Annotated in this window: 16 protein-coding genes; 3 read left to right on the top strand and 13 right to left on the bottom strand. The window is 76.6% G+C overall.

What is annotated here, in order from left to right:
• Positions 1 to 20 precede the first annotated feature (20 nt).
• The 12 genes from ASF47_RS09630 to ASF47_RS09575 form a co-directional block, all read right to left on the bottom strand.
• The gene (locus ASF47_RS09630) at positions 21 to 1,085 is read right to left on the bottom strand and encodes a GNAT family N-acetyltransferase (RefSeq protein WP_056863797.1); all 1,065 of its coding nucleotides are present in this window, start codon (positions 1,083 to 1,085) and stop codon (positions 21 to 23) included.
• Positions 1,082 to 2,767, bottom strand: coding sequence for an ABC-F family ATP-binding cassette domain-containing protein (locus ASF47_RS09625; RefSeq protein WP_056863796.1), 1,686 nt, complete (start codon positions 2,765 to 2,767; stop codon positions 1,082 to 1,084). Before ASF47_RS09625 ends, ASF47_RS09630 begins: the two co-directional genes overlap by 4 nt.
• Positions 2,768 to 2,824: 57 nt before the next feature.
• The gene (locus tag ASF47_RS09620; RefSeq protein ID WP_200919024.1) at positions 2,825 to 3,553 is read right to left on the bottom strand and encodes a lytic murein transglycosylase; all 729 of its coding nucleotides are present in this window, start codon (positions 3,551 to 3,553) and stop codon (positions 2,825 to 2,827) included.
• 111 nt (positions 3,554 to 3,664) lie between these two features.
• A complete protein-coding gene (locus ASF47_RS09615) occupies positions 3,665 to 4,072 on the bottom strand; it encodes a VOC family protein (RefSeq protein WP_056863794.1) in 408 nt (135 codons plus the stop codon).
• Positions 4,073 to 4,096: 24 nt separating this feature from the next.
• A complete protein-coding gene (locus tag ASF47_RS09610; RefSeq protein WP_056863793.1) occupies positions 4,097 to 4,720 on the bottom strand; it encodes an HAD family hydrolase in 624 nt (207 codons plus the stop codon).
• Complete coding sequence (locus ASF47_RS09605) at positions 4,717 to 5,508, bottom strand: 3'(2'),5'-bisphosphate nucleotidase CysQ (protein WP_056863792.1); 792 nt, start codon at positions 5,506 to 5,508, stop codon at positions 4,717 to 4,719. Before ASF47_RS09605 ends, ASF47_RS09610 begins: the two co-directional genes overlap by 4 nt.
• 25 nt (positions 5,509 to 5,533) lie before the next feature.
• A complete protein-coding gene (pth, locus tag ASF47_RS09600) occupies positions 5,534 to 6,130 on the bottom strand; it encodes an aminoacyl-tRNA hydrolase (RefSeq protein WP_056863791.1) in 597 nt (198 codons plus the stop codon).
• A complete protein-coding gene (locus tag ASF47_RS09595; protein WP_056863790.1) occupies positions 6,127 to 6,813 on the bottom strand; it encodes a 50S ribosomal protein L25/general stress protein Ctc in 687 nt (228 codons plus the stop codon). The genes pth and ASF47_RS09595 overlap by 4 nt, the downstream gene beginning before the upstream one ends.
• A 166-nt stretch (positions 6,814 to 6,979) precedes the next feature.
• Positions 6,980 to 9,493, bottom strand: a complete 2,514-nt coding sequence (locus ASF47_RS09590) for an FHA domain-containing protein (protein WP_056863789.1) — start codon at positions 9,491 to 9,493, stop codon at positions 6,980 to 6,982.
• 8 nt (positions 9,494 to 9,501) lie between these two features.
• Complete coding sequence (locus tag ASF47_RS09585; protein ID WP_056863788.1) at positions 9,502 to 11,469, bottom strand: serine/threonine-protein kinase; 1,968 nt, start codon at positions 11,467 to 11,469, stop codon at positions 9,502 to 9,504.
• A gap of 10 nt (positions 11,470 to 11,479) precedes the next feature.
• Positions 11,480 to 12,808, bottom strand: a complete 1,329-nt coding sequence (locus ASF47_RS09580) for an ABC transporter substrate-binding protein (RefSeq protein ID WP_056863787.1) — start codon at positions 12,806 to 12,808, stop codon at positions 11,480 to 11,482.
• Positions 12,809 to 12,810: 2 nt separating this feature from the next.
• Positions 12,811 to 15,543: a hypothetical protein gene (locus ASF47_RS09575; protein WP_156697843.1), complete on the bottom strand. Its 2,733-nt coding sequence runs from the start codon at positions 15,541 to 15,543 to the stop codon at positions 12,811 to 12,813.
• A 181-nt stretch (positions 15,544 to 15,724) separates the two neighbouring features.
• On the opposite strand from ASF47_RS09575, the gene pepN reads away from it, so the two are divergent.
• The 3 genes from pepN to ASF47_RS09560 are packed head-to-tail and all read left to right on the top strand — an operon-like array spanning position 15,725 to position 20,492.
• Positions 15,725 to 18,217, top strand: coding sequence for an aminopeptidase N (pepN, locus tag ASF47_RS09570; RefSeq protein WP_056863785.1), 2,493 nt, complete (start codon positions 15,725 to 15,727; stop codon positions 18,215 to 18,217).
• 35 nt (positions 18,218 to 18,252) lie between these two features.
• A complete protein-coding gene (locus ASF47_RS09565) occupies positions 18,253 to 19,170 on the top strand; it encodes a hypothetical protein (RefSeq protein WP_056863784.1) in 918 nt (305 codons plus the stop codon).
• Positions 19,167 to 20,492, top strand: coding sequence for a hypothetical protein (locus ASF47_RS09560; RefSeq protein WP_056863783.1), 1,326 nt, complete (start codon positions 19,167 to 19,169; stop codon positions 20,490 to 20,492). Before ASF47_RS09565 ends, ASF47_RS09560 begins: the two co-directional genes overlap by 4 nt.
• On the opposite strand, the gene ASF47_RS09555 is transcribed toward ASF47_RS09560, so the two are convergent.
• Positions 20,489 to 21,799, bottom strand: coding sequence for a reverse transcriptase family protein (locus ASF47_RS09555; protein ID WP_056863782.1), 1,311 nt, complete (start codon positions 21,797 to 21,799; stop codon positions 20,489 to 20,491). The two genes, ASF47_RS09560 and ASF47_RS09555, sit on opposite strands and share 4 nt — an antisense overlap.
• Positions 21,800 to 22,033 lie beyond the last annotated feature (234 nt).

Raw genomic sequence — 22,033 nt, 5'->3', positions numbered from 1 at the left:
GGAGGACGGTCACCACGGGGTCAGTCGTCACGAGGGAGTCGGCGCTGGAAGGCGCCGGCTCCCTCGGCCGCGTGGAAGCCCAGGGCGTCGTTGACCGCCACCATCGGTGCGTTGACGTCGGCGTTCCAGGTCAGCACGCGGCGCACGGAGGGGTCGGTGGACTGCAGGAGCCGCAGGTTGGCCGTCTTGACCGCCAGCCCGAGCCGGTGGCCCCGGTGCTCCCGCCGCACCAGGGTGCCCCACTGGAAGGCCCGGCCCGGCTCGTGACGGCCGGTGACCAGGTCGGTGTAGGCCACCACCTCGCCGTCGGCGTCGAGCGCGACGGTGCCGATCCTCGTGCGGCCCTGACGGCGCTGCACCTCCTCGGCCTCGCGCACCCCGGCGGGGTCGGCGGTCTCGGGCTCGCGGTCGAGGTCGCCGGTCGGGGCGTCGGACTCCACGCTGGCGCTCGCCTCGGCCCACCCCCGCAGCAGCTCCTGGGGCACGGGACCCACGAAGGAGCGCAGGGCGTAGCCGTCGTGGTGCGAGGCGGCCCGCGCGGCCAGTCCGGCGAGGAGCTCGGGGTCGACGGGCAGCTCGAGCGTGCGCAGCACCTCCACCAGCCCGAGCTCGAAGCCGTGGCGGCGCAGGAACGCCGGCCCCGCTTCGGCGGCCCCGTGGTCCGGCGCCCCCGCGGGCCACCAGGTCCGGGCCTGCACGACGTCGCGCCCTCGCTCGCGCGCGACCCCGAGCAGGTGCTCGAGCACCGCGGAGCCGTGGCCGCGGCGCTGGTGCGCCGGCGCGGTGCCCACCTCGACCTCGGCGGTGTCGCGGTTGTCGCGCAGGCTCGCACCGATCCACCCCGCGGCCACCACCTGGTCGCCCACCACCCCGGCGTAGGCGCTCGCGCGCCGGGTCCGGCTCGCGCCCTCCACCTGACCCTGCAGCTGCAGGCGCAGCTCCTCGCGCCGCCACGGCGTCGCGAGCTCCTCGTGCCCGTGGCGCTGGGCGGCCTCGTAGGTCGCGTGCCACGGGTCGAAGGACCCCGGGTCGAAGGGGTCGACCTCCACCACCGTCAGCGCGCCCGCCGCCGCGCCCTCGCTCACCGGGCGCGCTCCACGCGTCCCTCGTCCCACACCGGCCCGTCGGACTCGTAGACGTCGCCGTCGGCGCCGTAGACCAGGAACCGGTCGAAGCCGCGCGCGAACCAGCGGTCGTGGGTGACGGCCAGCACCGTGCCCTCGAAGGCCTCCAGCCCCTCCTCCAGCGCCTCGGCCGACTGCACGTCGAGGTTGTCGGTGGGCTCGTCGAGCAGCAGCAGCGTGGCGCCGGAGAGCTCGAGCAGCAGGATCTGGAAGCGGGCCTGCTGCCCGCCGGAGAGCGACTCGAAGCGCTGCTCCGCGGCGTGGGCCAGCTCGTAGCGGTCGAGCACCCGGGCGGCCTGCTCGCGCCCCATGCCCGCGCGGCGCTCGTCACCGCGGTGCAGCACCTCCACGAGCGTGCGCCCGACCAGCTCGGGATGGTCGTGGGTCTGCACGAACCAGCCCGGCCGCACGCGCGCACCCAGGCGGGCCAGCCCCCGGTGGCGCACGGGCTCGATGACCACGTCGCCCACCGGGCGGTGCTCGACGTCGGGGTCGGTGCCGCCCGCGGCCAGCAGGCGCAGGAAGTGCGACTTGCCCGAGCCGTTGGAGCCGAGCACGGCCACGCGCTCGCCGTACCAGACCTCCAGGTCGAAGGGGCGCATCAGGCCGGAGAGCTCCAGGCCCTCGCAGACCACGGCCCGCTTGCCGGTGCGACCGCCCTTGAGCCGCATGGTGACCTGCTGCTCGCGGGGCTGGTCGGCCGGCGGCCCGGCCTCCTCGAACTTGCGCAGCCGGGTCTGCGCCGCGCGGTACTGCGAGGCCAGGCCGTCGTTGTACTCCGCCTTGATCTTGTAGCGCAGCACGAGCGCCTTGAGCTTGGCGTGCTCCTCGTCCCAGCGGCGGCGCAGCTCCTCGAAGCGCAGGAACCGGTCCTTGCGCGCCTGGTGGTAGGAGGAGAAGCCCCCCGGGTGGGTCCACACCGTGTTGCCGGCGGCGCCCAGCTCGACGGTCACGACGCGGGTGGCGGTGTTGTCGAGCAGCTCGCGGTCGTGGCTGATCATGAGGATCGTCTTGTCGGACTCGCGGATGCGCTGCTCGAGCCAGATCTTGCCCGGCACGTCGAGGTAGTTGTCGGGCTCGTCGAGCAGCAGCACCTGGTCGGGCCCGCGCAGCAGCAGCTCGAGCACGAGGCGCTTCTGCTCCCCGCCGGAGAGGGTCGCCAGCTCGCGGTACTTCGCGCGGTCGAAAGGCACGGCCAGCGCCGCGGTGGTGCAGACGTCCCAGGTGACCTCGGCGTCGTAGCCCCCCGCGTCGGCGTACTCCCCCAGCGCCGTGGCGTAGGCCATCTGCGTGGCCTCGTCGTCGCTCTCCATCAGCGCCAGCTCGAGGCGGTCGACCTCGGCGGCGGCCGCGCGCACGCGGGGGCTCGACACGCTGAGCAGCAGGTCGGCCACCGTGGGGGCCTCGCCGAGGTCCTTGCCGACCATCTGGCGCATCACGCCGAGACCGCCGGAGCGGGTCACGACCCCGGCGTGGGGCACCAGGTCGCCGGTGATGAGGCGCAGCAGCGTCGTCTTGCCCGCGCCGTTGGCGCCGACGAGCGCGACCTTGGCCCCCTCGCCCACCCGGAACGACACGTCGTCGAGCAGCACCCGCCCGTCCGGCAGCTCGTAGCGCACCCCGGCGACATCCACGTGACCCACGACGAGCCATTGTCCGGCACGCGCGGCCGCAGGGCACCTTCTTTGTCGCGGGGGCCGTCAACCCCCGGCGGCCCGGGCGTACGCCGACGCCGCGGCGTGCACGGCGTCGACGTACTCGCGCGAGCGGTTGTAGGTCAGCACCGCCGCCTCCCAGGTCTCCAGACCGGTGAGGTCCTCGCCCGCCGCGCACAGGTAGCGCGCCGCCCCGAGCGCGGCGTCGTCGAGGTCGCGGGGGTCGGCCGCGCCGTCGCCGTCGCCGTCGGCCCCCCACGGCTCCCACGTGGTCGGCAGGAACTGCATCGGCCCCACGGCGTGCTCCCACACGGCGTCGCCGTGCCAGCGCGCCGACCCGCCGGTGGCGCGGATGGCCGCGAACTCGCCCGACCCGTCGAGCGCCGGACCGAGGATCGTGCTCGAGGAGCGCCCGTCGGCGCCGAGCGTGCGACCGCCGAGCGTGCCGTGCTGCGACTCCACCCAGCCGATGCCGGCCAGGGTGGTCCAGCCGACCCGGCAGCCGGGGTCGGAGAGCTGGGCGTCGGCGTAGGCGCGCAGCGCGGGCACCGGGATGCCGGTGGCCCGCGCCGTGCGGGTCAGCCAGCGCTGCTCGACGAGCTGCCCGGCCGAGCGGGCACGCTCCGGCGGGGTGGGCGCGGCGACGTAGTCGGCACCCGGCGTCAGGTCGAGCACCCGCTCGGGGGCGTAGAGGCGCGAGGCGGCGAGGGCGAGCAGGCACACGACGGCGAGCAGTCCCGCCAGTCGCACCACCGCCCGGGGCGGGCGGCTCACCCGCGACGGCGGCGCGCGAGGGCGCAGCCGGGCACGGGGAGGTTCACGGGACCATCATGGACCGACTCGGCCCCGACGGCGCTCAGCACCCGCCGGGACGCCGCCGACCGGTCAGGCCGGGCCCGCCTCGTCGTCGAGCTCGGCGAGGCTGCGCAGGAGGCAGAACTCGTTGCCCTCGGGATCGGCCAGCACGACCCACCCGCTGCCCGGGCCGTGGATGCCCCGACGGTCGGCGACGACCGTGGCGCCGTGGGCGAGCAGCGTCCCCAGCTCCGCCTCGCGGGTGGCCGAGCGGGGGCGCAGGTCGAGGTGCAACCGGTTCTTGACCCGGCGGACGTCGGGCACCTCGATGAAGAGCAGCCGGTGCCCGCTGCCGGGGTCGCGGATCATGCACTCCTCGTGGCCGGGCAGGTTGGGGTCGCCCTCGAGGTCGACGTAGCCCAGCACGGGCTTCCACCACTCGGAGAGGGCGTACGCGTCGGCGCAGTCGACGCTGGTGTGGGAGACGAAGGCGGTCACCCGCCCAGGATGGCAGCCGCCGTCTCAGTCGGCGAGCGAGATGCCGGCGCCGTGCAGCAGCGAGACGAGTCGCTCGTGGCCCTCGGCGATGGTCCAGCGCACCCCGCGCAGGCCGACCCCGCACGCGGACGCGACGTTGTCGGCGCGGTCGTCGACGAAGACCACGTCGTCGGGGTCGGCACCGATCATCGCGACCGCCCGCTCGAAGTAGGCCGGGTCGGGCTTGGCCACGCCGAGGTCGCAGGAGTAGACGCTGACGTCGAAGCGCTCGTCGTAGCCCAGCACCGTGCGCATGTGGGCGGCACGGTGGGCCTCCTGGTTGGTGCCCAGGTGGACGCCGTGGCCCGCGGCGCGGACCCGCTCCACCACGGCCCACGAGGCGGCGTCGGGCTCGGTGGCCAGCCAGATGGCGGCGTGGAGGTCGCGGGCGGGCACGTCGACGCCGTGGCGCTCCAGGACGCCGGCGAGGTCGGCGAGGAAGTCGCTGCGCCCGACCAGCGCCTCGCGCTCCACCGCCACGGCCTCGCGCAGCAGGGCCTCGGAGGCCTCGTCGCGCTCACCCAGCCAGGGCGCGGCGGCGCGCTCCCAGCCGCCCGGCAGCGACTGGAGGACGCCGTCGGCGTCCCACAGGACGTGCTGCGGCCTCACTCGGTGCCGTGGGCGGCGATGAAGGCCAGGATCCGCTCGGACAGCTCGGGGCGGCACACGACGACGTCGGGCAGGTAGACGTCGTCCTGGTTGTAGACCAGCGGGCTGCCGTCGACGCGGGAGGTGAACAGCCCCGCGGCCCGCGCCACGGCGACCGGGGCGGCGGAGTCCCACTCGTACTGCCCGCCGGCGTGGACGTAGGCGTCGGCCACGTCACGCACGACCGACATCATCTTCACCCCGGCCGAGCCCATCGGCACGAGCTCGGCGCCGATCTCCTCGGCCAGGGCCTGCACGAAGGCCGGCGGGCGGCTGCGCGAGACCGCGATGCGGGGCCGCTCGGAGCTCGAGGCGGGCACGGCGGGGGCCTCGCCGGTGGTGAAGGTCTCCCCCAGCACGGGCTGGGCGACCGCGCCGGCGGTCAGGTCGCCGCCGTCGGCGGAGCGCTCCCACAGGGCCACGTGCACGGCCCAGTCGTCGCGCGGGGGCTCGGAGAACTCGCGGGTGCCGTCGAGCGGGTCGACGATCCAGACCCGGTCGGCCTCGAGGCGGGCCTTGTCGTCCTTGCCCTCCTCGGAGAGCACGGCGTCGCCGGGGCGCAGCTCGGCGAGCAGGCCCATCAGCAGCTCGTGGGCCGCCCGGTCGCCGGCGTCCTTGAGCTCGCGGCCCTCGAGGCCCTCCTGGCGGACCTGGAGGAGGCGGCGTCCCGCCACCTCGGCCAGCCAGGTGGCGAGCACGTGGTCGTCGGTGGCGGAGGCGGCGGGCGGGGTACCGGGGTCGAAGGTCACGGCCGCGACCCTACCGGGGCCCGCCTCAGGAGTTGAACCGCTGCTGGGTGCGCTCGAGGCCCTCGGTGACCAGGCTCTCGACCGCGTCGGCGGCCAGGTCGACGCCGAAGGGCAGGACCTTGCGCTCCGCGGTCGAGTAGTTCGACAGCACGAAGTCGGCGACGTCCTGGCGGCCCGGGGGCCGGCCGATCCCGACCCGCACGCGGTGGAAGTCGCCGGTGCCCAGCGAGGAGCGCATCGACTTCAGGCCGTTGTGGCCGTTGTCGCCACCGCCCAGCTTGACCCGCATCGTGTCGAAGGCGATGTCGAGCTCGTCGTGGACCGCCACGATGCGCGCCGGAGCGACCTTGTAGAACGACGCGAGCGCCTTGACCGGGCCGCCCACCTCGTTCATGTAGGAGCGCGGCCGGGCGAGCACGACGCGCGGGCCCGGGGTGCCGGGCGCACCGAGTCGTCCCTCGACGACGTCGGCGCGCCCGGTCTTGTGCGCCCGGAAGGACGCACCCATGCGACGGGCCAGCTCGTCGTTGACGAGGTAGCCGATGTTGTGGCGGTGACCGGCGTACGTCGGGCCGGGGTTGCCCAGCCCGACGACCAGCCAGACCTCGGAGGTCTCGCTCACTCCTCGGAGGAGGAGTCCTCGGAGCCCTCGGCGGAGTCGCCCTCGGCGGCCTCGGCCTCGGCCTGCTCCTCGTCGGACTCCTCGCGCTCGATGCCGGCCTCGGCCTCGGCCTCCTCCAGCTCGGCCTCGAGGGCCTCGGCGCTGATCTGCTCGGTGACGTTGACGACCAGCGTCTCGCCGTCGAGGAGCAGGGTCGAGCCCGAGGGGAGGGTGAGCTCGGAGGCGAGGATCTGGGTGCCGGCGGGCAGGCCCTCCACGGAGACCTCGATGGTCTCGGGGATGTTGGTGGCCTCGGCCTCGAGCTCGATCTCGGTGGTGTCGGTGACGACCAGGGTGTCGGGGCCGGCCTCGCCGACGATGGTGACGGGCACCTGCACGGTGACCTTCTCGCCCTTGGTGACGGCGACGAAGTCGATGTGCTCGAGGTGGCGCTTGATCGGGTCGATCTGCACCTCGCGGGTCAGCGCGAGCTGGGTCTTGCCGTCGATCGAGAGCTCGAGCAGCGCGTTGGCGCCGCCGTGCTTGAGCGCCATCATGGTCTCGTGGCCCGGCAGCGTGATGTGCTGGGGGTCCATGCCGTGGCCGTAGACGACGGCGGGGACCTTGTCCTCGCGGCGGATGCGGCGGGCGGCGCCCTTGCCGAACTCGGTGCGGGACTCGGCGGTGATCTTCTCGGCAGACATGCTGCTTCTCCTGTGCGGTCGGCTCGTGCGGTGTGGAGGTGGTGCGTGCGTGTGGTCGCCCGGAGGACGGGACCGAGACGCACAGCACGGCGCGATGAGGCAGCCGACCGCGTCGATCACGGAGGTCTGTCTCCAGACCGTCCCTCGCCGAGGCAACCGCAGCAGTCTAGCCCGGCTCCCGGCCACCCACGAATCGCGCCGCGGCGTCGACGGCGTCGACGAGGTCGTCGAGGTCGGTGCGCACGGGCGTCGCGTCCGTCCGCGGCGGGTCGGGCACGGGCCGGCCCAGCCCCCACCAGTCCAGCGGCTGCACGTGCACCGCGGCGGTGACCGCCGCAGCGCCCGGGGGCTGACCGCCCACCCAGGCCAGCTGCACGGCCACCTCGTCGCCGGCCCCCCCGGCGCCCGCGCCGGCGACGAGGGCGCGACCCGGCACCGCAGCCGGGAGGGCCGCGGCCGCGGTCGTGCCGAGCAGGTCGAGGCTGCCCTCCTCGTCGAGGCGCAGCGCGACGCGACGCGTCACCACCGAGCGCACCGCAGCGGGCACCGCGCGGGGTCGACGGGTCGCCGCCAGCAGGTGCAGCCGGGGGTCGCGGCCGGCCAGCCAGGCCAGCGCCTCGGCCGTGCCGGGCGAGGCCGACTCCAGCAGGTCGAGGTCGTCGACCACCACGAGGACCTCCCGGGCGGTGCGCAGGGCGGCCTCCGCGGCGCGCACCGGGCCCTCCCCCGCGGCGACGTCGGCGGGACGCGCGTGCGGGAGGCCGGCCAGCACCGCGAGTCCGGCGAGCGGCGCCCGCCCGGGTGCGGCGGCTCCGCCGTCGACGAGCACGACGGCGAGGGCGTCGGGTGAGCGGGAGAGCGTCGCGGCGCCCGCCATCGTCAGCAGCGCCGCGGTGCGCCCCGTGCCGGGGAGCCCGGCCACGACCGTGTGGGCGCCGGGTGCCAGCGGGTCGAGGTCCACCGGGCCGTCGCCGCCGACCCCGACCGGCACCGCGCCGGCGGCGTCGCCCCGGTCGTGCTCGTCCCACGCCCGGGCCAGGGCGGCCTCGCCGAGGGCGTCGGCGGGCAGCAGGTCGCGCAGGCGCACCCGCTCGGGCAGGAGGGGGCCCGTGACCGGGTCGAGCACCGGCGAGAGGCGCCGGGCGGCGCGGTCGACCAGCGCCGGGGCCACGCCCTCCAGGCGCACGCGCGGCAGCCGCTCCTGGCCGCTGCGGGCCAGGGCGGCGTACGACGGCTGGGCCGCGTCGACGAGCAGGGTCGCCGAGCACCGCTCGGGGAGGTCGGCCTCGCGCTCGTCGACGCAGACGGCGTGGACGCCGACGGCGGGCCCGTCGCGCAGCAGCTCGGTCAGCGCGGCCGACCCGCCCGGGGCGTCGGCGAGGGCGCGGTGGCCGTGGACGACCACGACGTGGGCCGCCCCGCGCTCACCGGCACGGCGCCGGCGCACGGTCGCCAGCAGGTCGCCGAGGCGGGCCTGGTGGCCGCTGGGATCGACCCCCACCCGCGCCGCCCCGCTCGCGGGACCGGCGGGCCGCAGGTGCGGCAGCCACCGCAGCCACGACCAGGCCTCGTCGGCGCGGGTGCTCAGCACGGTGAGGCCGAGGTCGCCGGGAGCGTAGGCGGCGCACAGCTGCAGCAGCAGCCAGCGCAGCACGGCGTCGCCGACGGCGCCGGGACCGGCCACCCCGAGCACCGGGGTCCCGCGCAGGGAGACCGCCACCGGCACGTCGCGCAGCCAGGGCCGGTCGGCGGGGGTGCCGCCGCGCAGCTCCATGCCGGCCGGTCGCGGGCCGGTGCCCACGCGCAGCACGAGGAAGTCGTCGTCCTCGGGACGCCGCTCCCACAGCCGCCGACCGTGCTGCAGCACGGTGGCCACCGTGCTCGCCGGGTCGGGCAGCAGCCCGCGGGCCTCCTTCTGCTCCTGCAGCACGGCCTCGCGCAGCAGCCGCCGCACGTCGTCGCCGAGGTCGCTGGGCCCGGCGCGCCCTCCCCGCCACCTCCGGCCCCGCGGGGCCGGGGGGAGGTCGATGACGAGCGGGTGGGCGGCGCCCCGCACGCGCGGGGGCCGCTGGAGCCTGAGCCAGCCGGGCGCGGCCGGCTCGGTCAGGGCGGCCGCCGCCGCACCGACGCGCAGCTCGCACAGCGAGTCGCCCACCTCCAGCGACTCGCCCTGGCGCCACGACACGGGCACCTGTGGTGGGCAGGCCCGTCCGTCGATGGCGGTGCCGTTGCTCGAGCCCAGGTCGGTCACGGTGACGGCCACCGAGGTGACCCCCACCCGGCAGTGGCGCCGCGAGAGCGAGTGGTCGGCCCAGGAGAGCGCGCCGCTGCGGCCGATCTCGTGCGTGCCCGCCGGCAGCGGGAGGACCGCGCCGCTGTCGGGCCCGCTCACGACGTGCAGCTGGAGACCGCGGCCCAGCCGGGGAGGCGAGACGTCGGCGCCGAGGAAGCCGATCCGGCTGCCGTCGAGGAGGCCGAGGTCGGCGACGGTGCCGCGTCCGGTGGGGATGCCACCGTCGAGCGTGGTGGGTCCCCCGCGCGGCACGACCATGGGTGCGTCGGGGGCCCCGGCGAGGGCGCGCAGCCGACGCTCGAGCTCGGCGGCGGGGCCGGACTCGTCGCAGTCGACGAGCACGTCGAGGGCCCGCGCGGGGGTCTGCAGCGTGACGGTGACGCGCACGGGGCGGGTCAGCTCCCGCGCGACTCGACGCTGAAGCGGGCCCGCGGGCTCACCCGCAGCTCCCCGACCTGGGCCCGCAGGAAGCACGGCCCGGTGAAGGAGGCCACCACGGTGAGCCCGTCGCCGGAGAAGCGCAGGGCGCTGCAGCCCTCCAGCTCGACGCCGTCGAGGCCGCCGGCCACCGCGGTCAGCACGCCGGTGGCCGAGCCGGTCACGGGGGCGGCCAGGAGCGGCCGGGCCAGGTCGGGCTCGCCTCCCCACAGCGGGTAGAGCGTGTACTGCACCGGCGCGCCGCCGGCGGTGCGCAGGTCGACGCGGGGCGCGACGTCGACCTCGACGCCGCGCAGCCGCTGCACCGGGTAGGCGTCATCGCTGGTCTGGCGGGCCAGAGCGGTCTCCCCCGCCTCGGCCGCGCCCTCGAGCCAGCCCTGGAGCTCCTCCTCGCTGTCGACGCCCAGCTCCAGCGGCAGTCGCGCGGTCACGGCCACCTCACCGCGCGCGGGCACCTGCCCGACGTCGACGGCCCAGCCGCAGTCGGCCAGCACGCCGGTGTCGGCGACGTTGTTGGCGCGCGCTTGCGCGCCCGACCAGGAGATCGATCCGGGGCACTCGCCGCCGTCGGCGGCCGGCAGCACCTCGAGGAAGGGCCCCGTGAGCGGCGAGCCGCCCGCGGAGTAGGTCACGGTGAGCTCCACGGTGGAGGAGGCCGGGTCGTAGCCGGCCTCGCGGTCGATGCTCAGCCCCGTCGGCAGCGGGTCGCCGTCGAGGGAGGCCTCGGCGGCCACGCCGACGGGCACCTCCGGTGCGTCGCCGCCGCCGTCGTCGGCGCCCGCGGTGACCACGCCCAGGGTCACGGCCGCCGCCGTGGCGAGCGCCACCGCGCCGGCCGCCCACGGCACCCAGCCCGGCCGGGCGGCACGGCGCCGCGGCGGGGTGGACGGCGCGGTCGACGGCGCCGTCGACGGCGGGGCCGACGGGGGCGGACCCGTGGGTGCGGCGAAGGCCGCGGCCGGTCGGTCGGCGTGGAGGTTGGTGGCGCCCACGTCGAGGTGGGCGGGGCTGGCGTCGATCTGCACCGCGGGCGCCCGCAGCATCGTGCCCTGCACGATGTCCCACTCCTCGGGGGCCGGCTGGACCTCCAGGCGCGGGGCGTCGAGCACCTCGTCGGGCAGCTGGCGCAGCGCCTGGGCGGTGGCCGCGGCGGTCATGCGCGTCGTGGGGTCCTTGGCCAGCATCGTGGCCAGCACGTTCCACAGGGCAGGGGCCACCGGCAGGCGCGGCGGCTGCACCGACGCGTGCCGGAAGCCCACCGTGTGAGCCGTGCCGGAGCCGGAGAAGGGAGTGCGCCCGCCGAGCAGCTCGTAGAGCAGGATGCCCGCGGCGTAGACGTCGGAGGCGGCGCTGAAGCTGCCCTGCACGAAGAGCTCGGGCGGCATGTAGCCGGGGGTGCCGAGCAGGCCGGTGGCCTGCACGGTCGACTCCTGGGCCAGGCGGGCGATGCCGAAGTCGGTGAGCAGCAGGTCGCCCTCGTCGTAGTCGCCGTCGACGCCGCGCAGGAGCACGTTGTCGGGCTTGACGTCACGGTGCAGGCAGCTCTGCTGGTGGGCGGCGTCGAGCGCGTCGAGCACGGCGGCGGTCAGCCGCACCGCGTCGCGCGCGCGGAGGGTGCCGACGTCGCGCAGATGCTTGCGCAGGTCGGTGCCCTCGACGAGGTCCATGACGATCGCCAGCGCGTCGCCCTCGACGACGAGGTCGTGGACCTCGACGATGTTGGGGTGGTGCAGGGCGAGCAGGATGGCCCGCTCCTGGATGAAGCGCCCGACGATCTGCGGGTCGTGGGCCAGCTCGCGACGCAGCACCTTCGCGGCCACCCACCGCTCGCCGACGCGGTCCCACGTGCGCCACACGGTGCCCATCGCACCCTCGCCGAGCTCGTCGACGAGCTCGTAGCGACTGCCCAGGGCCTGACGGTTCACCGGCCCGCTCTCATCGACCGGCGGCGGCGGTCGCGAACCAGTACAGGCGCGGCGCCGCCTCCTCCTCGGTGGCCGCGACCGGGCGGACCTGCGGGTCCTGGGTGGTCGCCTCGAGCGCGACGACGGCGTCGGGCGCGAGCGCCTGGCTGTCGGCGAAGTCCAGGGCCGGGCCGGCCAGGCCGTCGGAGGCGTCCACGGTGAGCCCGGTGAGAGCCGCGGCGACGTCGGCCGGCTCGACCGACCCGGCCTCCACGGCGGCGGCCGCGAGCGCGAGCACCGCGTCGTGGCTGGCGGTGTCGGCGCCCTCGGCCACGTCGGCGAAGGGCACGCTGCCGAAGAGGTCCTGGAGCTCCGGGTCGCCGGCGGCCAGGCGCAGGGCCGAGAAGTACGACGCGGTCGCCTCGGCGCGCTCGCTCGTGCCGAGGGTGGTGGCGTCGGAGGCGTCCAAGCCGACGGTGAGGAACTCCCCGGCCGGGGTGCCCCCCGCCTCGGTCAGCCCCGTGGCGAAGCCCGGGCTGAGGGCCTCGGGCGACAGCACGACCGGCGCGGTGCTGCCGCGGCCCTGGAGCGCGGCCACGACCTGGGCCTGGCTGGTGGCCGAGGCCGCGACGACCACGCTGTCGGCCGTGCCGTCCTCGACGGCGCGGGTCGCCCGGGCCACCACGTCGCCGAGGTCGTCGCCGGTGTAGTCCTCGCGGTCGGCCGAGCCGACGCCGTCCACGTCGACGCCGTCGGCGCTGACCACGAAGGGCTGCTCGAGGCCACGCTCACCCATGGCGGCGAGAAGGGCCTGGTCGACGGCGTCGCCCGAGGGGCCGGTGGCCCACACGCCGTCGGGCAGGGCGGTGAGCTCGCGCTCGTAGGGCAGCAGGAGGGGCACACCGGCCCCTGCGGCCGCGTCGACCGCGGCCTGCAGGTGCTCGCCGGTGCTGGCGGCGACGATGCCGGACACGCCGGCGTCCACGAGGTCGGCGACCGCCCGGGTCGCGCCGTCGCTCGTGCCCGCGTCGTCGACGACCTCGAGCTCCACGTCGGCCCCGCCCAGCCCGAGCCGGTACGCCGCGACGCGGGCGCCCTCGGCCGCGGTGAGGACGTCCTGGCCCTCCCCCGGCGCGGAGCGCAGCGAGACCAGCACCCCGACCCGCAACGGCTCGCCGACCTCGGCGAGGGCTCCGGCCGCGTCGAGCTCGACGGCCGGGGCGGCGCCGGCGGCACCGGACGCGGGGGCCGCGGGCTCCTCGCCGCCGTCGTCACCGCTGCAGGCGACCAGCGTGGTGAGCGCCAGGGCGGCCAGGGTCAGGCCGGCGGCGCGGCGGGCGCGGGGCGGGGTCGTGCGCACGCTCAGTCCTGGCCGAGGTGGAAGGAGTAGACCGTCAGCACGTCGCTGCCCTCGGGCACGTCGAGGCCGAAGGCCGGCAGGGCCTCCTGCAGCTCGAGCGCACGCGCCATCTGGGCCTGCTGCAGGAAGACGTCGGCCAGGGCCTGGCTGCGCACGCTGCGGAAGCGCGTGGCCCGGGCGTTGGCCGAGGAGATCTGCTCGTTGGCCACGGCGGTCTGGGTGGCCCCGGTGACCAGCGAGCCCAGGATGCCGGTGCCGCCGGACTCGCGGGTGCCGAGGTCGGCCAGGACGTTGCCGAGGTCCTCGGTCAGGCGCGACTCGGAGTCGGCGACGCTGCGGTTGGCCGCCGAGACCGTCGAGTCGAGCACGGAGAGCGCGTCGCCGACGGCACCGTCGAGGGCCAGGCCCGACGCGCGGACCGTGGCGTCGAGCTGGGTGCGCTGGGCCTCGATGCGCTCGGCCCCCTGCCCGGTGATCCGGTCGGAGGTGCGCTGGGCGCCGCGGCCCAGGCGGCCGAAGAGCTCGCTGACCTTGCCGCTGGCCTGGATGCGGGCCGCGTCGGTGCCGGCGATGGCCTCGCCCAGCGCGCCGCCCGAGCCCGAGAGGCCATCGGTGATCGCGTCGATGCTGGCGTCGAGGTCGGCCTCGAGGCCGTCCTGGTTGCAGGCCACCTTGGTGTAGGTGAGGACGAGGCGGTCGACGGGCTTGCTGAGGGCGGGAGCGTCGTCGACGTCCTCGCACGAGGGTGCGGCGTAGGAGTCGCTGAGCGACACGACGCTCTCGGTGAGCTTGGAGAGCCGGCCGGCCAGGGAGCCGGCGGAGGCGTTGGTGGCGGCGGTGACGCGCTCGAGGGCCTGGTCGACGCCGCTCTGGATCGCGGCGAAGTCGACCGCCACGGCGTCCTTCGACGAGAGTCCCGCGATGCTGTCGAGGGTCGCGACGACCGGCGCGAGGCGCGCGTCGACGGCCGAGCCCGGGGTGGCGCAGCCGGCCTGGTCCTGGGCGGCCTGGATCTGGCCGGCCAGGGTCGCGTCGGCGGTGGCCGCGGGGTCCATGGCGCACACGGTGCCGCGCAGCGCGGCCAGGTCGGCCTGGAGGCTGCGGGCGGTGGCGGCCTGGGAGACGGCCTGGGCGTTGATGGTCTCGAAGCGGCGGCGCAGCCCGGAGGTGGCGTCGGGGCCGAGGAGGTTCTTGAGGTTGGTCAGCGTGACGCTCAGCTGGCCGAGGACGGCGTCGAGCGGCTCGAGGGGGTTGCCCGGGTTGGCGGGGTCGACCTGGAGCGCGGTCTTCTTCACCGACTCCACCAGCGAGGTGACCCCGGCGACCTGGACACCCAGGTCGTCGACCAGGCTCTCGTCGAAGCGGCCGCCGAGGCGGTCGCCCAGGGCCTGGAGGACCTCGCCCTGGTCGCCGACGGCCCGGCTGGCCGCGGAGAGCACGCAGACCGCGGAGGTGGACTCCTCGGTGCAGGTCGCGACGTCGGCGGCGGAGCCGATCTGCTCGCGCAGGGAGTCGACGATGCGCTCGCTGCACTCCGTGCCGGCCTCGCCGAGGGTCTCGAGGCGGCTGGCCACGGCCACGAGCTGGCCGTAGACGGTGTCGGAGGCGAGGCTGCCGCCGAGCACGACGCCGCAGCCGCCGCCGGTGCCGGCGGGCTGGGGAGCGGGGATCCGGTCGGGGTCGCCGAGCTTGGCCTTGACGGCGTCGATGCTGCGGGCGAGCGCGGCGTTGGCGGAGTCGGTGGCGCCGTCGAGCTCGCCGCCGACCTGGCCGCGCAGGGCGTCGAGGTCGGTGGTGAGGCCGCTGAGGGAGGCCGTGACCTCCTGCGAGGAGCGCTGCAGCTCGGCGATGGTGCGGGCGCCGAGCTGGTCGGCCGAGGCGCCGAGGCGGCTCTCGATCTCGCCCAGGACGCCGCTGGCCTCGGTGAGCACGGCGTTGACGTCTCCGACGAGCTGAATGGTCTGGGCCTCCATCGACACCGTGCTGCCGGCGTCGTCGGCGAAGGCCTGCTCCAGCAGCGCCGCGACCGAGGTGTCGGTGACCAGGCCGGGCTGCACGCTGAGGTCGACGTCGGGCACGCTGAGCGAGTCGGACTTCATCACGAGGCGGAAGGTCGCGCTGGGCGCGAGGCGCGGCGGGGCGAGCATCGAGGCCCACTGCACCTGGGCGGCACCGTCGGCGGATTGGCTCAGCACGCCGTTGGTGCCGTCCTCGCCACGGGTCAGCACCTGGGTCAGGCCCTCGTCGCCGAGGTCGGCGGAGGCCACGACGGTCAGGGGCGCGCCGATGAGGGCGTACTGCGTGCGCGAGACGCCCTCGGCGTCGTAGCTGACCCGCTCGGGCCGCACGGTGGTGTTCTGCACGGTGATGTCGATGACGACGCGGCCGCTCTCGCCCTCGATGTCGGACAGGTCGGTGCCGGCCCGGTCGTCGAGGCGGTAGGTCGTGGAGACGCGCACCGGGAGGTCGGCGGCGTCGGCGGCGTCGAAGTCCTGGCTCTCGCTGGCCGAGCCACCGTCGGAGTCCTGGGTGATGGTGGTGCCCGAGAGCGAGCCGATGCTGCCGTCGGGGCCGAGCTGCACGTCGACCGCCTGGAGGGTCTGCTCGGTCGCGGCCTCGGCCGAGGTCGTGGCCGCCGAGAGCAGGCCGCCGACCAGAGCGACGACCACCGCCGACTGGGCCGTGCGGCGGACCGCTCCCGGGTGGTTCCTCGCCGAGTGACGGGCGACAGACATGGCTCTCCTCGTGAGGGCGCGGCGGAGGGTCGGGCCGGCCCGTGGTGACGGTCCTGGTGCGGGGGGTCGACCCGTGGTGTGTCCACCCCGACGGGTGGGCAAACCTGGTCTAGACAGATTCCACCACGAGTCGGCGCCGCTCCGCACGCCTTCGTAAAGAATGGCGTCGTAGGGTCCGGGCATGTCGCTGACCCTCGTGGAGGCGCGCTCGCGCGCGGCCGCCCTGTCCGACCTGTCCTACGCCGTGGCCCTCGACCTCACGGGGTGGGAGACCGGCACCTTCGGCGTCGACACCACGGTGCGGCTGCGGACCACCTCCCCCGACACGTTCCTCGAGCTGACCGCGGCCCAGGACGTGACGGTGGCCGTCGACGGCGTCGCGCGGGAGCCGGCGTACGACGGGCGCCGTATCGCCCTCGCGGGCCTGCCCACCGGGGTGCCGGTGGAGGTGCGGGTCACCGCCCGGGTGCCCTACGTGAGCGACGGCGACGGGATGCACCTGGCCACCGACCCGGCCGACGGCGCGACCTACGCCTCGGCCTACCTGGGCATGGACGTCACCCAGCGGGTGCTGCCCTGCTTCGACCAGGTCGACCTCAAGGCCCCGGTGAGCATGAGCGTCACCGCCGAGGCGGGATGGACGGTGCTGGCCAACGCTCGCCCCGAGTCCCGCGAGGAGGTCGGGGGCACGGCCGTGCGCTGGCGCTTCGCCACCACGCCCCCGGTGCCGCTCGACCAGCTCGTCGTGTGCGCCGGGCCGTGGCACTCGGTCACGTGGGAGCACGCCGGCCTGCCCTTCGGGTGGCACGCCCGGGCCTCCCTGGCCGCCGACCTCGACCGCGACGCCGCCGAGCTGGTGGCCACGACCACGGCCTGCTTCGACCACTACGCCGGGCTCTTCGCGGAGCCCTACGCCTTCGACTCCTACGACCAGGTCTTCGTGCCGGGGCAGAACTGGGGCGCCCTGGAGACCCCGGGCTGCGTGACCTACCGCGACGAGCTGCTCCCCCGCGGCCGCACCACCGCGCGGGCCACCGCCCAGCGCGCCACCGTGATCGCCCACGAGATGGCGCACATGTGGTTCGGCAACCTGGTGACGATGCGGTGGTGGGAGGACACCTGGCTCAACGAGAGCTTCGCCGACTACCTGGGCTACCGCGTGGCCGAGGCGGGCGCGGGCTTCGCCGGGGCGCTGGTGGCCCACGAGGCCGGCCGCAAGCCGGCCGCCTACGACGCCGACCAGCGCCGCTCGCGCCACCCCGTCGCGCCGCTCGCCGAGGACGTCCCCGACGTCGACAGCGCCTTCGCCAACTTCGACGCCCTCTCCTACGCCAAGGGCAACTCCTGCCTGCGCCAGCTGGTCACCTGGCTGGGCGACGACGACTTCCTCAGCGGGGTCGACGCCCACCTGACCCGTCACCGCTTCGGCAACGCCTCCCTCGCCGACCTCGTCGCCTCCCTCGACGAGGCCTCGCCGCGCGACGTGCGCGGCTGGGCCGAGCGGTGGCTGCGCACACCCGGCTTCGACACGGTCCTCGTCGAGCGACCCGAGGAGGGCGGCGACCCCCTGCTGCGGCGCGAGGGCGTGCGCCCCCACCGGCTGCGGGTCACGGCCTACGACGAGCACACGTGGGCCGAGGTCGCCACGCGCCTGGTCGACCTCGAGGACGACCCGGTGCGGCTGGAGGGCTGGGGCGCCCACGTGGTCGTGCCCAACGCCCACGGGGAGACCTTCGCGCGGCTGCGCCTCGACGCGCGCTCCTGGGACGCGGTGGCCGCCGGGCTGGGGTCGGTGCCCGACCCCCTGACCCGCGCGGTGCTGTGGGCCACGGCCTTCGAGCGGGTGCAGGCGCGCGACCTGCCGGTCGCCGACTACCTCGCCCTGGTGGCGCGCCACCTGCCGCTCGAGCACGACGTGGCCCTGGTGCAGGCCGTGCTGCGCCGCACCCTCGACACCGTGGTCGTGCGGTCGGTGCCGCCCGCACGGGCCGCCGAGGCGGTCGAGACCGTGGCCGCCGCCTGCCGCGCAGGGCTGGCCGCCCTGGCGCAGGGCGGCGCGTCCGAGGGCGCGGCGGGCCTCGAGCGGGCGATCGTGCTCACCGAGGGGCTGGCCGCCACCAGCCACGACCCGGGGCTCCTGCGCGAGTGGCTCGACGCGGGTCGCACCGCCCAGGGCGTCGAGCTCGACCCGGCCCTGCGCTGGAGCGTCGTCGCCCGTCTCGCGGCGCTCGGGGCCGCCGACGCCGCGCTCGTGGCGGCCGAGCGGCGCGCCGACCCGAGCGTGGCCGGCGAGCTGGGGGCCGCCGCGGCCCTGGCCGCGCGCCCCACCGCCGAGGCCAAGGCGGAGGCCTGGGCCGCCGCGGCCGACGACGACCGGGTCTCGAACCGGATGTTCGAGGCGCTCGTGGGCGGCATGTGGTCGCCGGAGCAGGCCGACCTGCTCGCGCCGTGGGTCTCGCGCTACCTCGAGCAGGGGCCGCTGCTGGCCGCCCGCCGCGGCCAGGCCTTCGGCGCGGTCGTGGGCCTGCGCTCCTTCCCCCGCGTGGCGCTCTCCCCGGCCCAGGTGCAGCAGCTGGAGACGGCCCTGACCGGGTCGCTCCCGACCGTGCTGCGCCGGCACTGGGAGGACCGGCTCGACGACCTGCGTGCGGGGGCCGAGGGCACGAGCACCTAGATTGTCCCGATGATCGAGGCGACGGGGCGGGGCGCATGAGCGAGCAGGTCAGGGCCCTGGTGGCCGAGGTGCAGGGACACCTGGAGACCCTCAGCGCCGACCCGGGGCGCGACGAGGCGCTCTACGACGACCTGCGTGCCCGGCTCAACGACGTGCCCTCCGAGGAGCGCACCAGCGCGTGGCGGCGCACCAGCGTGCTGCTCGACCTCGCCTTCCGCAAGCGCGCCAGGCGCGCCCACGCCCAGCTGTCGATCATCCGGGAGAACCACCGCAAGGCCGACACCCTCGACCGCTTCGACGTCTTCTGGGCCCGCTGCGTCGCGCTGCTCGACGGCTGGACCCTCGGCGGCCACGGCTACCGCCGCGCACTGCGCGACCAGGGACCGGCGGTGTGGGCCGACGTGGCCGAGCTGACCGCGCTGCTCGACGCCGCCGGCCACCGGGCCTTCGCCAACTCCGGCACGCTGCTCGGGCTGGTGCGCGAGGGCGACGTCATCGCCGACGACGACGACGCCGACCTCGGCGTGCTGCTGCCCGGCGGCACCCTCGCCGAGGTCGTCGCGGCCTGGGCCGACCTGCGCGCGCGGCTGGCCGCCAACGGCGTCACCGACGCCGACTTCGAGCAGCGCAACGCCCTGCACTCCAAGGTCATCGGGGCTCGCGGCACCCGCATCGACCTCTTCCCGGCCTGGGTGCTCGAGGACCGCGCCTGGGTCTGGCCCCACACCGCGGGCGACGTGCCGGCGGCCGCCCTGCTGCCCCTGGCCTCGCGCGAGACCTCCGCGGGCACCGTGCTGGTGCCCGCCGAGCCCGAGCCCTTCCTCGAGAGCAACTACGGCGCGGCGTGGCGCCGGCCCGACCCCACCTGGGAGTTCGACTGGGCCCGGGCGCGCACCCGCTTCCCCGACTTCGTGGCCGCCCACCCGGAGTTCGCCGAGGACGTCACGGAGTGAGCACCGGGCGGGTGCTGTGGCTGCACTGCGGGGCGTTCAAGACCGGCTCCTCGCGCATCCAGACCCACGCCTGGGAGCAGCGCGACGCCCTGCTCGACGCCGGCTGGCTCTACCCGCGGGCAGGGCTCTCGCTCGACGAGCCCGAGGTGGGGGTGCGTCACACGCCGCTGGTCTACCGCTGGCGCGACCGCCCCGCCTGGGAGGCCCTGGTCGACGACCTGGTCGCGGAGGTCGTGGCCTCCCCCGCCTCCCGCGTGCTGCTGTCGTCGGAGGCCTGGAGCCGCCCGGGGGCCGAGGACTCCCTCACCGCGCTGCTCACCCGGCTCCGCGACGCCGGCGCCGTGCAGGAGGTCCGCGCGGTGGTCTACCTGCGCAACCGGCTCTCCTACGCCCGCAGCCTGCACCGCGAGCTGGTGCGCCGCCGCGCCCAGGTGCGCGACCTCGACGACTTCGTGGCCGGCGAGCAGCGGCTGCTCGACCCCGTCGCCGCGCTGCGCGCCCTGCACGCCGCGCTGGACGCGGTCGGCGGCAGCCTCGAGGTGCGCTCCTACGAGCAGGCGCCCGACACCGCCGCCGACCTCTTCGCCCACCTCGGGCTGCCCTTCGACCCCGGCCCCCACGCGCGCACCAACACCGGGCTCGACGCCTGCGAGACCGAGGCGCTGCGCCAGCTCACCCAGGTCGCCCCCGAGACCCGGCCGGCCTGGCCCGGGCTGGAGGCCGTGCTCGCCGCCGCGGCCGTGCCGGTGGCGCTGGAGCGCACCGCCTGGAGCGAGCGGGTCTCCCCCGGCCGGCTCGCCCTCGCCCCCGACGAGCGCGAGGAGCTGGCCCGCCTCACCGGCTGGGACGACACGCGGCTCGACCTGCTGCTGCGCACAGGGGAGCCCGGCCACCGCGACGTCACCGCCCTCGCCGGCCTGCTGCGCGGGCTCGTGGCCGACCACGTCGCCGCCACCCACGAGGAGGTCGTCGACACCGTCGTGCGCCCGAGCCCCGCCGTGAGCGCCCTCGAGCTCGACGCCGGCGACCTGCTCGCCCCCGAGGTCCGCGTCAGCGGGCTGCTGCTGCTCGCCGCGGGCGTGCCCGCCGACGGCACGCGGCTGCTGGTCGTCTCCGACGAGGGCGAGCAGGAGGGCGACACCGGGCGGGCCTCGGCCGGCTTCGGGCGCCGCCACCCCGACCGCCCCGAGGCCGGCGCGGCGCGCTTCGCCGTACGCCGGGTGCGCTGGGGCTCCGGGCGGCGCCTGTCGCTGGTGCTCGCGCTGGCCTCGGGCGAGCGCCACGAGCTGGCCGAGCTGCGCCGTCGCTGGCAGCCGCGCTAGCGGGTCCAGTCGATCGCGCCGTGCTCGGCCAGCAGCCGGGCGCCGCGCGCGGGGTCGTGCTGGGCCACCCAGGCGATCCGGCCCCGCAGGTGCTCGGCGAAGGCCGGCACCTGGTCCCGGTTCTGCGTGCTGGGTCCGTGGCGGCGGCAGTTGTGCAGGATCGCGCGCAGCAGGTCGACCTCGTGGCGGGCCACGCGCGGGCGGTCGTTGACGACCAGCCCGGCCAGGCTCTGACGCCCGGCCCGCGGCAGCACCGCCGTCTTGCGGGGGTTGAGCCGGAAGCCCTCGTCGCGCACGACCTCCTCGACGGCGTCGAGGAGCCGGCTGGTGCCGCGGCCCCAGCCCGCGTCGCCCGAGAAGGCCAGGTCGTCGGCGTAGCGGGTGTAGCGACCACCCCACGCGGCGGCCAGGGCCGTGAGCCGTACGTCGAGCCCGAAGGCCGCGAGGTTGGCGGTGGCCGGCGAGGTGGGGGCGCCCTGCGGGAGGTGGGGTGCGGCGAGGCGGCGCCCGAGGCGCCAGTGGGCGTCGAGCAGGCCCGGGTCGGCGGGGCGCGGGACCCCGCGCCAGGCGGCCAGCGGCAGCACCGCGGTCGTCAGCCCGGCCAGCGCGTGGGCGACGGGCTCGGGGTAGCCCGCGGTGCGCCAGATCCCGTGCACGCGGCCGACGGTGACGCTGGCGAAGAACGACTCGAGGTCGAGGCGGAGCACCACGGGCCGACCGGCGTGGGGCGCGGCGTGGGAGCGCACCGAGCCGCCGGCGCGGAAGCCCCGGGCCGCGTCGTGGGGCGGCACGAGCCCGAGGGCCTCGTCGAGCAGGCGCCGCTGGAGGCGGCGCAGGCGGGGCTTGGGCGCCTCGAGCACCCGGATGCCCCCGCTGGCCGCCACCCGGTGGGAGACCCGGTAGTGCTGCAGCGGCGCCTCGCCAGCGGTGCGCGCCCAGTGCTTGGGGTCGGCGAACCAGTCGAGCTCGCCGACGTCGAGCTCGAGGAGGGCGGCCAGGTCGGCCAGGTCGTGCAGCACCGGCAGGCGCCAGCGGTTGGTGAGCATCCGCGTCGGCGACACCGGCCGCGCCACGGGACGCGCCCGCCCGGCCCGGGCGGCCGCGGGACGGCTCGCCACCAGGGTCGCGAGCTCGCGCGGGCGGTCGAGCGGCGGGCGCGGGTGCAGGGCCACGACCTGGCGGGCCAGCGACGTCAGCCAGCGGGGGCGGCGCCCGAGCACGGCAGCGCCGCTGGCCACCAGCCCCTCGGTGCTCCACTCGCCGGCGAGGAACCCCGCGGCCAGCGCCCTCGCGAGGTCGGGTCTCACCGGCTCGCCCCGGCCCCGGCGCTCGAGGCGTCGGGGTGCGGCAGCGTGGCTCGACCTGTCCCGTCGTGCGCGCGGGGTCCTGCAGCGGAGCGCAGCGACTCGCGCGCGGTGCCGTGCCCGGACGTGCCGGTGGTCCCCGGGGTAGCCCCGGGGAGGCGGGCCGGTGTCACGCACCGGTCCACCGTCTCGAGGTCACGCTGCCGCACGCCGCGACCCTAGCCGCGACGCCCCGGC

Source organism: Nocardioides sp. Leaf285 (assembly GCF_001422955.1).
In the GTDB taxonomy this organism is placed as follows: domain Bacteria; phylum Actinomycetota; class Actinomycetes; order Propionibacteriales; family Nocardioidaceae; genus Nocardioides; species Nocardioides kribbensis.
Note: the sequence above shows the minus strand (reverse complement) of the source record. Positions and strands in the feature narration are given on the sequence as shown.